The sequence below is a fragment of the Psychrosphaera haliotis genome, assembly GCF_009728465.1.
Taxonomy (GTDB): Bacteria; Pseudomonadota; Gammaproteobacteria; order Enterobacterales; family Alteromonadaceae; genus Psychrosphaera; species Psychrosphaera haliotis.
Genome location: NZ_WOCD01000005.1, coordinates 938,283 through 951,469, shown reverse-complemented (window position 1 = coordinate 951,469; position 13,187 = coordinate 938,283). Strand labels below are relative to the sequence as shown.

Annotated in this window: 12 protein-coding genes; 7 read left to right on the top strand and 5 right to left on the bottom strand. The window is 40.7% G+C overall.

The genetic code is table 11. From position 1 onward, the window contains the following. Positions 1-27: 27 nt before the first annotated feature. Complete coding sequence (locus tag GNP35_RS15085; protein ID WP_155697102.1) at positions 28-264, top strand: DUF3149 domain-containing protein; 237 nt, start codon at positions 28-30, stop codon at positions 262-264. Here GNP35_RS15085 and GNP35_RS15080 read toward each other — a convergent pair. From GNP35_RS15080 to GNP35_RS15060, 5 genes are all read right to left on the bottom strand, one after another. Further along, positions 261-1,304 (bottom strand): porin family protein, encoded by a 1,044-nt coding sequence (locus GNP35_RS15080; protein ID WP_155697101.1) that lies wholly within the window; start codon positions 1,302-1,304, stop codon positions 261-263. The genes GNP35_RS15085 and GNP35_RS15080 overlap by 4 nt on opposite strands. A gap of 100 nt (positions 1,305-1,404) precedes the next feature. Next, positions 1,405-1,944, bottom strand: a complete 540-nt coding sequence (locus tag GNP35_RS15075; RefSeq protein WP_155697100.1) for a hypothetical protein — start codon at positions 1,942-1,944, stop codon at positions 1,405-1,407. Between the two features lie 6 nt (positions 1,945-1,950). Then, positions 1,951-2,955 carry an XrtA-associated tyrosine autokinase gene (locus GNP35_RS15070; protein ID WP_155697099.1) on the bottom strand — a complete coding sequence of 335 codons (1,005 nt, stop codon included), beginning with the start codon at positions 2,953-2,955 and terminating at the stop codon, positions 1,951-1,953. Continuing rightward, the gene (locus GNP35_RS15065) at positions 2,952-4,538 is read right to left on the bottom strand and encodes an XrtA system polysaccharide chain length determinant (RefSeq protein WP_155697098.1); all 1,587 of its coding nucleotides are present in this window, start codon (positions 4,536-4,538) and stop codon (positions 2,952-2,954) included. The genes GNP35_RS15070 and GNP35_RS15065 overlap by 4 nt, the downstream gene beginning before the upstream one ends. Positions 4,539-4,664: 126 nt before the next feature. Then, positions 4,665-5,306 carry an XrtA/PEP-CTERM system exopolysaccharide export protein gene (locus tag GNP35_RS15060; protein ID WP_155697097.1) on the bottom strand — a complete coding sequence of 214 codons (642 nt, stop codon included), beginning with the start codon at positions 5,304-5,306 and terminating at the stop codon, positions 4,665-4,667. A gap of 190 nt (positions 5,307-5,496) precedes the next feature. Here GNP35_RS15060 and GNP35_RS15055 point away from each other — a divergent pair, with 190 nt between their 5' ends. The 6 genes from GNP35_RS15055 to GNP35_RS15030 are packed head-to-tail and all read left to right on the top strand — an operon-like array spanning position 5,497 to position 13,186. Continuing rightward, positions 5,497-6,864: a TIGR03013 family XrtA/PEP-CTERM system glycosyltransferase gene (locus tag GNP35_RS15055; RefSeq protein WP_155697161.1), complete on the top strand. Its 1,368-nt coding sequence runs from the start codon at positions 5,497-5,499 to the stop codon at positions 6,862-6,864. 2 nt (positions 6,865-6,866) lie between these two features. Next, positions 6,867-7,718 (top strand): XrtA system polysaccharide deacetylase, encoded by an 852-nt coding sequence (locus GNP35_RS15050; protein ID WP_155697096.1) that lies wholly within the window; start codon positions 6,867-6,869, stop codon positions 7,716-7,718. A 1-nt stretch (position 7,719) separates the two neighbouring features. Next, positions 7,720-9,261 (top strand): exosortase A, encoded by a 1,542-nt coding sequence (gene xrtA / locus GNP35_RS15045; RefSeq protein ID WP_155697095.1) that lies wholly within the window; start codon positions 7,720-7,722, stop codon positions 9,259-9,261. A gap of 3 nt (positions 9,262-9,264) precedes the next feature. Next, positions 9,265-10,077 carry a glycosyltransferase family 2 protein gene (locus GNP35_RS15040; RefSeq protein ID WP_155697094.1) on the top strand — a complete coding sequence of 271 codons (813 nt, stop codon included), beginning with the start codon at positions 9,265-9,267 and terminating at the stop codon, positions 10,075-10,077. A 2-nt stretch (positions 10,078-10,079) separates the two neighbouring features. Continuing rightward, on the top strand, positions 10,080-12,035 hold the full coding sequence (gene asnB / locus GNP35_RS15035; protein ID WP_155697093.1) for an asparagine synthase (glutamine-hydrolyzing): 1,956 nt from the start codon (positions 10,080-10,082) through the stop codon (positions 12,033-12,035). Further along, complete coding sequence (locus GNP35_RS15030) at positions 12,035-13,186, top strand: glycosyltransferase family 4 protein (RefSeq protein ID WP_155697092.1); 1,152 nt, start codon at positions 12,035-12,037, stop codon at positions 13,184-13,186. Before asnB ends, GNP35_RS15030 begins: the two co-directional genes overlap by 1 nt. The last annotated feature ends 1 nt before the right edge of the window (position 13,187 follow it).

The following is a 13,187-nucleotide window of genomic DNA, read 5'->3' as shown; positions in this document are numbered from 1 at the left end:
TAAGCATACCAATTAGGAGATAATATTATGTTTACTGACTTTAATCTTGAATCAATGTTTCGCGACTTTATGAGTGATCCAGTGTTATGGATGAGCTTTGGAATTTTAGCCTTAACATTGGGCTTAATGGTTTTTTATACTTGGTACTTCATTAAAAACGTAATTGACGCAGAAATTCCAATTGAAGAGTTACAGCAAGAAGAAACAAAAAATAATGGCTCAGAGCACACTAATGGCCTAAACTTTAACTCACACGCTCACTAAAATTGATAGGTATACTGCAATTCCAACCGAGTATCCTTTCGATTTTGAGTTCCTGAATTTCCGTCGTTATCAAAACGGCGGATGTTCAATTTCCCCGTCGCTTTTCGCGTTAACCTACGTTCCAAACCTATGCTTGCTTGAAAGCCTTCTCTATTGCCACTTGTACCATTTGAAGTTACGTTAGTCTCATTCACAGAAGTAACAAATGAAGTACGACGAGACATTCTGTGGTTAAACGAAACTGACCATTGCTCACTGTCCTGCTCACTGCCAAAGGCTTCATTTTGAAGTTCTAAAAACTCTTGGGTGCCCTTGCTATAAGACAAGGTTAACGTGCTCTTTTTGCCTTTATAAGTAATTTGCGCATTTACCGCTTTACTCAAAGTTAACACTTCTTGTATTAAATAGTTGTTGTCAAAAAACTCAAAGTAAACTCGGCTAGGGTTAGGTATCTCAGGGAAACCAGATAAGGGAATACAAGCTTCTCGGAATGTCAGTGCCGGATTACAACTATAAACGCCTGCAGAAACCGCCTCATTTACTAAACGCGATGTACTGCCTAAGTCTTCGCTATAACCAACATTGATGTCCCAATTATTACCGGTTTTTCGGTAAGAAAAGTTATGCGACTCACCATAAAATCGACGACTATTTTGATAACTTAATAAAGTACGTTTACTTGGCTCAAACACAACTCGATAGCCAACAAAAGTATCATCAAAGTCTCCACTGTCGTTAAACTGAGACTGCCCTTTTGAATCTTTATTTATAGTGACCGCCGCAAACGAACGCTTGCCAAAACGCCAAGCTAAACCAGCACCATAATATTCATTGTCTAAACTAGAGGAGTCAAAGTTATTATTCGCGATGGAGTTTCGGCTTTTTTCACCGTTAACCACCATGTCGAATGAAGACCAAATTGGTACTTGCACATTAAACGACGCGGCTAAGTAATCTTGACGACCACGAATATCTCTTTTTATTGAATTACCATTAACAATAAAACTGCCTCTAACCTTGTTGGCTTGTCGGCCAAACATTAAACGCAACTCAGCATTTTGAGTATCCCCTTTATTGAGGTTGATAACTCTGTTGCTGGTTTCTTCTAAATCGTTTTCGTTGTAATCGGTGGTGGTAAAGTTATAACTTAAGCTGTTTTGCCAATGCGAAACCTGACTTATTTTTTAACGTTAAACCCACCGTACCACTGTCTACGTCAATGTATTCACCTTGTGAAAATATAGGATCTGACACGCCAGCAAAACGTTGATCGATATTTTGATTACGACGACTGCCATTAACCGACAAAACCACTCTGTCTTTAACAAAACCAAATTGGTTATTTAACGAAACATCACTGTATGAAGTATCGTCAATGTCTGAATTGAGTTGTTTGATATTTGTGTGCGATAAATTCCACGTACCGTTCCATACTGGTCCAGTGGCAATCATAGAAATACCAGGGCTTAGCAATAACGCCTGATGGCCTTCTTCAATTGGCGTATCAAAATTAACGCCGCTGAAATCTGCTTCGCCAATATAGGTATAAGTAGAGGATATAACCGGTTTAATTTCTATTTCAGTAGCGTGCGTGAGTGCCGACGTTGTTAAGCCTAAAACACCATAAACCGCAGATAGAACAAAGCGGTTTGAACTTCCTTTTCTCTGCGCCTTTTTCATCGTGCTTTATGCTCCAGTTCCGTAGTAATAGCCGTAACCTTGAGTTTCTGAAGGATCCGTCACTTTATTAAGTACAAAACCTACCGCCATAGACTCAGGTAGCAAATCAACAGCCTGTTTAACTTCAGATACTTTAGACTTAAACTCTTCAACCACAATCACGCCTTGGCCGCATTGCTCAGCCATTAAGGCAGTTTCGTTTACACCTAATAATGGTGGGCAATCAAATACCACAATACGGTCTGGGTAACGGTTAGCAAACTCTTGGCAAAGCTTCAACATTTTGTCACTAGACAACAGCTCGTTTGATAAATGGTGTGGTAAACCCGCTGGTATCACTTTTAAATTTTCAATATTGGTGTGATAAATAACCGAAGAAACGTTTTCCTCTTCACCGGTCAAATATTCTATTAAGCCAACATTAGCACCAATCTCTAACGTTTTAGACACGCTAGGTTTTAGTACATCAGCATCAACGAGCAGTACGGTTTTGTCTTGCTCTAAGGCAATACTTAACGCTAAGTTAACCGCTGTGAAAGTTTTACCTTCATTTGGTCTTGAGCTAGAAACAAGTACCAAATTACTGTGATTTAGCGTTTTTGCTAGTCCACCAAAGGCATTGTTTAATACTTTACGCTTAATGCTTCTAAACTCTTCGTTTATTAAGGTACGCTTTCTTGATAACGCAACAAATCCCTTCGCTTCAAGTCCTTCAATATCAATAAACAAATCTTTGTTCTGTTGTGCCGGTTGGGCTTCTTCACTAAAAACTACCGTCGCATCTTGGCTAGAAACTTCAGGAACAGTTGCACTTGGGTTGGAAACATCCTGGCTTAGCATTTCTTCATTAGAAACTTCTGGATTAGCAGCTACCGAGTCCGTTGTAGCTCCAGCTACATCAGCGTCAGGCTTTGCCTCAACCGCTTGGTTCTCTGTATCGTTTGTGGTCGTTGGTTGCCCAAACTTTGCCTTTTCACCTTGGCGTTGCATCGCCTTTTCTATAGAGCTCATAGGAATCTCTCCAATAACTGCAACGGTGTTTTCTTAAGAACAATTTCCGACACCATAAAGAACAAATAAATACCAACAATCACAGTAGTAGACGCAGCAAAAACCAACATTCTTCGTTTGTCGCGCTTATTAATTGCTTCTAAATTAATGTCTGTAACCGCACCTAAAATTGGCCTATTGGTAATTTTTGACAATTGGCTGGCACTCATAATCACAGGATTAATTTGGCTGAACAAAAATGCCATTGCCATGCCTGCACCTAAGCTAATAATGAGTACAGCGGTATACAACAACGGACGTTTAGGACCAGAAGCCGACAGCGGTACAACCGGTGGCTCAATAATTCTAAATTGAACATCTTCAGCAGACAAATCTGCTTTTCTTGATAAATCTGCAGACTCTTTTCTGCCTAACAAGTCTTCATACTTACGCTTAGTTATGCCGTAATCACGGTTAAGCGCCGTGCGTTTAGCTTCAATATCAGGAATGAGTTCTAATTTTTGTTCCAAACCATCTAACTTATCAGTGTAGCTCTGTTTACGAACATTTAACGAAGCAATGTTGCTTTCTAAGTTATTAATCACAATGGTTAGCTGCTGAACAATAGCGTTCTCACTCAAACTACCTGCGGCTAGTTCGCCATTCGACAAGCCCTTCATTAGCTGATCAATTTCTGCTTTACGCTGACCCTGCAATGCTTCAAGGCGTTCTCTTGTTTGCACTACGTCAGGGTGTTTATCCGTAAAACGAATTTGCAGGTCATCTAAGTTAGCTTGCATTTGTGAAATTCGGTCGTCGTACTGCGTGGCAATATTAACGTTGTCAGGATTGCCTTCATTTGTCGTACTTGTGGCAAACTTGCTCTTTAAGCTTTGTAGCTGCGTTTGTTTTTCAGATAATTCTAAATTAATGGATTCTATTTGGTTTTTTAGTTGCGAACGTTGCTGGTAATAGCCAGAACCACCAGATTCTGGTAATAAATCACCATACTGTTTTTTAAAGTCCGCTAAACGTTGCTCTGCGTTTGAAAGTCTTGCCGCATATTCTTGTAGCTGCTCATCTAAAAAGTTACTTGCTGAAGTACTGTCTTGACGGTTTTGGCCAAGCGCCGATTCAACAAACTTATCCAATGTTAATGACACCACTCGTTTAGCCACTTGAGGATCTGGATGTTCAAAGGAGATTGAATAAATGCTCGCGCGTCCTGAGCTATCAAAGATGATTTTTTTACGCAGACTTTCTACCACATTTTGAAACTCTTGCGGCGTTTTAGCGGAAATATCTAAATCAGCTTTACGGGCGATGTCTTCTAAATTTGGGGTCGACTTTAACGTTTTGGCAATGGCGTTAATTTCTTCTTTCGGATCATTTTGTATTGCTAATCCGCGAAGTAAAGGTTTTAACATAGAGCGAGTATCTGCATACACTTTAGCCTGAGACTCATACACGTCTGGCATTTTTGCCACTAATACTAATCCAAGCGGACATATCAACCAGGTTGATATAATAATAAACCGCTTTTTAATCCAAATACCTTTTAAATAATCCAGTATTTGCTGAATGGTGGCCTGCAGGTCCTGCATTTACTAATCCCTTTATTAACTACTACTTTAGAATCGAACATTATATAGCGACTCTATATTGCAACTTTACTGCCTTCCTAAGAGTTAACTCTCAGGAAAGCAAACTACCTATTCTTTATAAATGGTTTAGAACCAATCTTCAGGAATAATAATAATATCGCCCGGCAAAATATCTACGTTTGCAGAAATGTCACCTTGTTTAATCAAATCATCAAGCTCCAGCTCAAACTCAGTTTGCTCGCCATTAATCACTCTTACTAAAACGGCACTGTTGCCATTGGCAAACTCAGTTAAGCCACCTACCTGAATCATTAAATCAAGTAAGGTCATATTCTGGCGATAATTTACGGCCATCGGATTTGATGCTTCACCAATAACGCGCACTTGCTCAGTAAACGGCCCAACAAAGCCGCCCACACTTACAGTAACAATTGGAGATTTAATATATTGACCTAGCACCACTTCAATTTCGCGTGCTAATTGCGTTGGGGTTTTGCCCGAAACAGGAATGTCTTCTACCAACGAAGTGGTAATCATTCCATCAGGACGAACCATAAAACTGCCGGACACTTCAGGATTTCGCCAGACAAAAATATTAACGGAGTCGCCAGGGCCAATGAGATATTGATAATCATCAACACTAGCTATTGCGGAAGGTTTTACCGTTGCCGTAGGCAAGCGGTTGGTTGAACAGCCAATCATGGCAAGAACACACACTAATAGTATTAATATTTTCACGGCAAATTCACTCTTGTTTTTGTTGTCCATAATATGTATCAATAGAGATTGTAATCAAATCATAATAAATGTGAACTATTATATTTATTCGAAATGACAGTCTGCTTACAATAAGTTAAAGTATCTGTTACAAAAATAATAACAACTTCATCTAGAACTAGGAACTGACTTGAAAAAGGTATTTCATCAAAAGCCTATTAATCATCGTAGTAATACTCTGATGATGATGGATTGGCTTGTTGCGCTAACCGTTGGCTTACTTGGCTTTTGGGCCGTTGAATTTTATGACTTAGACTTTGTCCCCGCTTATAAAGAAGTGTGGTGGGTCCTGCCAATATCTATCGCAAGTTTGTTTATTGTTACTAATTTGTCCGTTGGTTTATACGACATAAAATTACGTGACAGCCATGTTGGTATTTTCCGCCGTTGTTTAGTTAGTGGCGCAATGACCTTCACTATTTTTGAAATTGTTGTTTTTAACATATTTACCTCTTCTGAAATTCTACCGCTTCTTTTTGCAGCCTATATCCTATTAATTGTCACGCTGGTATTCACCATTCGTTATTTAGCCAATACCTTTGAAATGTTTGGTATTACTAAAAAGCGTGTTGTTGTTATTGGTGCTGGTGAACGCGCTTCTATTATTGAAAAAAGAATGCGTCGTGAATCAGACCGCAGAGGCTTTTCACTCATTGGATTTATCCCGCTAGATTCAGATAAAGAAGATGAGCTCAAGCGTGAGAACATTATTAAGTTAGAGTCATTAGACGACTTGCATGAGTTTGTTCAAGAAAACCAAATTGACGAAATCGTTATTGCACCTGATGAGCGCCGAGGCTCATTACCTTTAGAGTCACTATTCGACTGTAAAATGGGCGGAGTTGTTGTAAAAGACATTTTAGACTTTATTGAAGAAGAAACGGGACAAGTTGCCGTTAACCTTATTTATCCTTCGTGGGTTATTTACTCAAACGGTTTCCAGTCAAGACACTACATTCGTGTTGCAGCAGACTACGTATTTAACGTTATTTTAGCCGTGTTTGTATTTTTATTAACTTGGCCAATATTACTTATCACCATGGCACTTATATACCTAGAAGATGGCCGCAAAAAAGGCGGAACCATTTTTTATAAGCAAACTCGTGTTGGTATGGATGGGCACTTATTCGAAATCATCAAATTTAGAAGTATGCGTCAAGACGCAGAAAAAGACGGCGCGCAGTGGGCTCAGAAAACCGACGACCGCGTAACTAAAATTGGTAATGCCTTACGTAAATATCGCATAGACGAATTGCCGCAATTATTTAACGTTTTTAAAGGCGAAATGGGCTTTGTAGGCCCTCGCCCTGAACGTCCTGAATTTGTTAAAGAACTAATTAAAGAAATTCCTTATTACAATCATCGTCACAATGTTAAGCCAGGCTTAACAGGTTGGGCACAGCTAAACTATCCATATGGTTCAAGTGTTAATGACTCCCTAGAGAAGCTAAAATTCGACCTGTATTACATTAAGCGTCGCAGTATTCTTTTAGACTTATTAATATTGGTTAGAACCATAGAAATCATTTTATTTGGTAAAGGTCGTTAACTATGTCGGCCAAGCAGCCCGCACAGAAAAAAACACATGCAATGACTGTAGACGTGGAAGACTATTTCCACGTTTCTGCTTTTGATAGCTTATTTTCACAAAAAGACTGGCCTAACTTAGAGCATCGTGTAGACAACAATACCCGCCGCCTTTTAGACCTGTTTGATGAGCATGGCGCTAAATCTACGTTTTTTATTTTAGGCGCTGTTGCAGAAAAATTTCCAGACTTAGTCACTGAAATAGACAAGCGCGGGCATGAAGTAGCCAGCCATGGATTTGCCCATCGCCGAGCAACTACCCAAACTCAACAAGTCTTTAAAGAAGACGTTTATCGCTCTAAATCCTTTTTAGAAGATACTTTAGGCAAGTCTATCAACGGATATCGTGCGCCAAGCTTTAGCATCAACGATACCAATGAGTGGGCCTACGAAACGTTAGTTGAGCTTGGTTTTAAATACAGCTCAAGTACCTACCCAATTGAACATGACCTTTATGGTGTTCCTGACTGGCCTCGTTTTAAATACGATCGCCCTGAAGGCATTATTGAAATTCCAGTACCAACCATAAGAAAAAATCATAAAAATAAAGGCATTGGCGGCGGTGGTTACTTCCGACTTTACCCATATTGGTTGTCAAAACGTCGAATTCAAAAATTTGAGCAAGAAGAAAACGCGCCTTACAGCTTCTACTTCCACCCTTGGGAAATAGATGCCGAACAGCCTCGCATTAAAGACGCGCCAGTGCTGTCTAAATTTAGGCATTACGTGAACTTGTCAAAAATGGAAGGTAAAATTGTTCAACTGCTGAAGGATCATCAGTGGGACACCATGCAGAGCGTTTACTTAGAAGACTAATATGGACATATTAAATACGTTACGGACCAACAAAACAATGCAACGCGCAATCATTGAAAGCGCGCTTCTTATTACCTTTTTAGTAATACTATATATTGAAACCGTTGCTGACATGGTACACCTGTGGCTCAATTCAGAGACCTACAGCCACGGTTTATTTATTATTCCACTTACCGCGGTTTTAATCTTTGCTCGGTTAAACAGAAACCCGATAAAAAACAATACCTCGCAGCCTTTAGCAGCGCTAGGCATTCTGTTTTTCAGTGCTTGCTGGTTAGTCAGCGAACTGGCTCAAATTAATTTACTAGCGCAGCTTAGCTTAATGGCCATCATTCCATTTGTGGTTTGGACCTTATATGGTTTTAAAGCCCTTTGGCAGCTAAAAAGTGCACTGCTATTTTTGTTTTTAGCGGTACCTGCCGGTGACTTCTTAATTCCGCACCTACAACAAATTACTGCGGCTTTATCTATTGCCATGATCGAATTTTTTGGCATTCCGGTTTACAGCGACGGACTCTATATTTCTATTCCAGCGGGTAATTTCCTCGTTGCTGAAGCCTGCAGTGGCATTCGCTTTTTAATCTCTTCTATTACAATCGCTGTGTTCTATGCCTTGTTGTATATCGACAGCTATAAACGCCGCGTAGTTATGATTTTGTCTGGTGTTTTAGTCCCTATTTTGGCCAATGGCATGCGCGTATTTATGATCATTGTTATTGCGCATTTAGGTAATATGGAAGCGGCTACTGGATTTGACCACATTGTTTATGGCTGGGTATTTTTCAGCTTTGTGATGATTATGCTGATTTGGTTAGGCAATGCACTGTGCGACCAAACGAGCTCGCAATTTAACAGCCCAGTCACAAATCAACCACTTACAAACAGCCCTGTCACAAATAAACCAAGACCATTGGCTTATGCTGTTGTGGCGGTCGCTTTAAGTATCGCGCCATTTACTCAATACTTAATTACACAAGCTCAGCCAGTTGTAGGTCAACAAAGCCAAAATGCAGGTTCTGCTGAAGGTGCAAACGCAGAAAAAGTGCAAAGCATTAACGACCTCTACAAAATTGGCGCGGGTCAAAACTCTGCCAGTCACTGGGCTGTGTACTTTCCTACAGCAGACAATATTCAAGTAGCCGCACTGCCAAGTAATAACAAAGTCACAGCTTATAAAGTGGAATACGTTACCGAAGGTGGCGATAAAGAGCTGATTAACTTTGAAAACAGATTGTTTAATCCAGACCGCTGGTCGCTTAAGTCGCAACGTAAAGTTCCGTTAACTATTAATCGTCAAACGGTTACGGTACAGCATACTAAAATTGTAAACTTAGGTACTAAGCAACGAAACATATTGCTGGTTTACAAAACAGGCGAGTTTACTTCAGCCAACCAATGGCAAATAAAAGGCCATCAAGTGATCAACAAACTGCTGCAAACTGATTTTGGTGGGCAAGCATTGATCATATCAGCGGAGCAAACCGAAGTAAGCGAAGCACAACTGTTAGAATACTTCTCTCAATTTATCCAACAGGAACAATAAGCAATGTTAGTGTCTGCCGTCATATTATCGTTTAACTCAGTTAAAACATTGCCACGATGCCTTAACGCCCTACTGGAATCTTATGAACAGTTTGAGCAAGCTTGTGAAATTTTTGTTGTAGATAACGGCAGCCAAGATGGCAGCGTAGAATTACTAAAAGAGTACCAAGAAAAATATCCAAACGTGATCAAGCCTATCTTTTTTAAAGAGAATACTGGCACCACTTTTTCACGCAATAGCGCTATAAAACAATCAACGGGCGACTACGTTCTGGTACTAGATTCAGACGCGTACATTACTCCAGTTTGTTTGTCTAAAATGATGGCCTATAACCAAGCTCACCCAGAAAGTGGCTTAGTGGTTCCAAACCTGACTTATGCCAGTGGTAACTTCCAACTTTCTTGCGACGCATTCCCAACCTTATGGTTAAAGGCAAAACGCTTTTTATTCTTAAAAAACATGGAAGCGAACGAACATCCGCTGAGCAAAGAAGTGAACCCAGTTGATGTGGACTATGCGATTTCAGCTTGCTGGTTAATTAGCCGAGCCTGTGTTGATGATACGGGTTTGTTAGACGAAAACATCTTTTACTCTCCAGAAGACGTAGATTATTGCATTCGAGTTTGGAAAGCCGGTTATAAAATTACCTATTTACCAACCATTTCAATGATCCACGACGCACAAGAGTTATCGCGTGGTTTTAAACTCAGCAAGTTCCACTTTTCACACCTCGCAGGATTGTTTTACCTATTCAAAAAGCACCGTTACTTTTTTGGCCTTAATCGGCTCTATAAAAAAATGGCAAGGCATCAATAACCATGTGCGGATTTGTTGCCCTCATTAACCCTTCACAGGCAGAACAAACGGAATTGTTGCTCAAGAAAATGACGGCAACACTCGATCACCGTGGTCCTGACGATAGTGGTTATTTTATAAATGACAGCGCTAACGTAGCATTTGGCCATACTCGCCTGTCAATTATCGACATTGATAATGGTCATCAGCCTCTTGTTAAAAACAACATTACCTTGGTATACAACGGCGAGATTTACAATCACACCCAACTCCGCCAAACCTTAGTAGAGTTAGGCCACGAGTTTAATTCTCATTGTGATACCGAAGTGTTATTACACGCTTGGCAAGAATGGGGCGAAGCTTGTATAGACAAATTTAATGGCATGTTTGCCTTCGCTATTTATGATGCCGACAAACAAAGCGTTTTTATCGCTCGCGACAGACTAGGCATAAAACCCGTTTATTGGAGTCAATTAGCCAACGGAACCGTGCTTGTAGGCTCTGAGCTAAAAGCCTTATTGGCTTATAGTGCAGATAAACCTGAGTTGTCGGAACATGCAGTGCATGACTACTTTTCTTTAGGTTACGTGCCTGAACCTAACACCATTTACAAAGGCATTCACAAGCTTGCCGCTGGGCACTGCTTTACCGTAGCTGTTAGTAGCATGACAGTTGGTAGCACTGAAGCTTGTAGCCCAGAGGTTAACAGCCCCGCGCAAGTGACAATCGCGCCACAACAATATTGGGACTGTGCCAACGCAATAAATACCCCACAAGTCGCTACTAGTGCCAATGAGCTTTGCCAAGGCCGTGAATTATTAAGCAACGCCATTCAAACGCGCACTATGGCAGATGTTCCTGTAGGCGCCTTTTTATCTGGCGGCGTGGATTCTTCAATTATTGTTGGCGAAATGAACAAAAACCAAAACGTCTCAACTTACTCTATGGGTTTTGACCGAAAAGAATATGACGAATCCGCACAGGCAGAAACCGTTGCAAAACACCTGAATACTAATCATGTTGGCATTACCGTGTCATGTAATACCTTTGATTACCTGCCAGAGCTTGTGGCAATGTTCGACGAACCCTTTGCTGACAACTCAGCCATTCCAACGTATTTGTTAACCAAACAAGCTAAAAAACAAGTTACCGTAATGCTTAGCGGCGACGGTGCCGACGAATTATTTTTAGGTTATCGCAATTACCGACTGCTTCGCCTTGAAGGAAAAATCAAAAACTCCTTACCAAAAGCCATTCGTAAACCGGTATTTTCATTTTTAGCCAAGGTTTACCCTGCAATGCCTTGGGCGCCACAATTTTTGCGAGCACATTCAACGTTAAACGCGTTAAACAACGACTTCATTACTAACTTCCATCGGGCCATGAGCATTAACCCTCCAGAAGTATTAGCGCAAATATTTACGCCTGCATTCACTGAGTCGTTAAATGGTTATAGCTCTAAGTCACACTTTGAAACGCACGCAAGTAAGATCACCAACACAGACGTGATTAAAAAAGCCCAGTACATCGACTTTAAAACCTATTTGCCTGGCAACATTCTTACCAAAGTTGACCGCACAACCATGGCCAACAGCATAGAAGCGCGAGTGCCGTTTTTAGATCATCGTTTAGTAGAGCAGTGGCTACCTAAATCAAGCGAGCAGAATATCAAAGGCCGCAAAGCCAAATTGTTACTCCGACAAATTGCCTCAACCTTATTGCCAAACTGGGTAACTGGCAGACTTAAAAAAAGCTTCACGTCGCCCATGGATGAATGGTTTAGAATGATGACCAAACAGGAAGTAATAAAACGCATGCAATTAGACGTTTTAAAATCTAACCATTGGTTTAATATAGACGGCATAGAAGGTTTGATAGACTCGCATTACTCTGGCAAACAAAACATTGGCATGACGCTGTGGAGCATCACGGTATTTGCTGAATTTTTAAAAGCTCAACCAACGCAGAAAGAACAATAATGAAAATTTTATACCATCACCGAATCGCCTCTAAAGATGGCCAATTTGTTCACGTTGAAGAGCTAACCAATGCGTTATTAGAACAAGGCCACGAACTCAAGTTTGTGGCACCACAAGTTAATGAACAATCTGACTTTGGTCACGACGGTGGGTTTGTTAGTAAGCTAAAAGCCGCTTTGCCTGCCTTTATTTATGAACTACTGGAACTCACTTACAGCATTTGGGTGTTTATAAAATTAGCCGTGGCGATAAAACAATTTAAGCCTGAGTTTATTTACGAACGTTATAACCTTTATCAGCCAGCCGGCATTTGGGCATCAAAACTATTTAATGTGCCACTTATTTTAGAAGTGAATGCGCCGCTTGTTGAAGAACGCAGTCGCTACAGCGGTTTGGCTCTTAAATGGCTGGCTAAAAAAGTAGAAAACTACACCTGGCGTGGTGCCGATCATTGTTTACCGGTGACTAACGTTTTAGCCGACCATTTGCGCGATGCAGGCGTGGCCGAAAATAAAATTACGGTTGTGCATAACGGCGTGCGTCAGCCCTTTATTGATGAAATGCTGGCCTCGCCTATTGATTTAGAAAAAGACAACATAGTGATTGGCTTTACCGGTTTTATAAACCCGTGGCATGGCATGGACAAAGCCATTGAAGCCATTGCTGAGCACAAACACTTACCATTAAAATTAGTCTGCATTGGTGATGGCACCATTCTTCCTGAACTTAAACAACAAGCCGCTGATTTAGGCATTGCCGACAAAGTAGAGTTTAAAGGCTTAGTAACACGCGACAAAGTATTAGACTTTGTTAAAGAATTTGATATCTCACTACAGCCTGACGTAACCGCCTACGCCTCGCCATTAAAAATGTTTGAATACATGGCCGTTGGCTCACTGATTATTGCACCACGAACACCCAACATAGAAGAAATACTCAGCGACGACACCGCCGTATTTTTTGAAAAAGGCAACCAGCAATCCTTTAAGGCCAGCCTTAACGAAGCAATAGAAAACTACGTAAACTACAAACACAAGCGCGAAGCCGTAAAGCAAAGCGTCATCAACAAAGGGTTTGTTTGGCACGAGAATTCAAAGCGGGTTGTTGAGATAGCGCAGGTATTAATTAAAGAAAAGACTAGGGAACGATAAA

What these genes read in the sequence shown, in the direction of transcription:
- xrtA (WP_155697095.1), top strand. Translation starts at nt 7,720, where the DNA reads ATGGACATATTAAATACGTTACGGACCAACAAAACAATGCAACGCGCA.
- GNP35_RS15060 (WP_155697097.1), bottom strand. Translation starts at nt 5,306, where the DNA reads ATGGACAACAAAAACAAGAGTGAATTTGCCGTGAAAATATTAATACTA.
- GNP35_RS15030 (WP_155697092.1), top strand. Translation starts at nt 12,035, where the DNA reads ATGAAAATTTTATACCATCACCGAATCGCCTCTAAAGATGGCCAATTT.
- asnB (WP_155697093.1), top strand. Translation starts at nt 10,080, where the DNA reads ATGTGCGGATTTGTTGCCCTCATTAACCCTTCACAGGCAGAACAAACG.
- GNP35_RS15070 (WP_155697099.1), bottom strand. Translation starts at nt 2,955, where the DNA reads ATGAGCTCTATAGAAAAGGCGATGCAACGCCAAGGTGAAAAGGCAAAG.
- GNP35_RS15055 (WP_155697161.1), top strand. Translation starts at nt 5,497, where the DNA reads ATGATGATGGATTGGCTTGTTGCGCTAACCGTTGGCTTACTTGGCTTT.
- GNP35_RS15040 (WP_155697094.1), top strand. Translation starts at nt 9,265, where the DNA reads ATGTTAGTGTCTGCCGTCATATTATCGTTTAACTCAGTTAAAACATTG.
- GNP35_RS15080 (WP_155697101.1), bottom strand. Translation starts at nt 1,304, where the DNA reads ATGTTTGGCCGACAAGCCAACAAGGTTAGAGGCAGTTTTATTGTTAAT.
- GNP35_RS15050 (WP_155697096.1), top strand. Translation starts at nt 6,867, where the DNA reads ATGTCGGCCAAGCAGCCCGCACAGAAAAAAACACATGCAATGACTGTA.
- GNP35_RS15065 (WP_155697098.1), bottom strand. Translation starts at nt 4,538, where the DNA reads ATGCAGGACCTGCAGGCCACCATTCAGCAAATACTGGATTATTTAAAA.
- GNP35_RS15085 (WP_155697102.1), top strand. Translation starts at nt 28, where the DNA reads ATGTTTACTGACTTTAATCTTGAATCAATGTTTCGCGACTTTATGAGT.
- GNP35_RS15075 (WP_155697100.1), bottom strand. Translation starts at nt 1,944, where the DNA reads ATGAAAAAGGCGCAGAGAAAAGGAAGTTCAAACCGCTTTGTTCTATCT.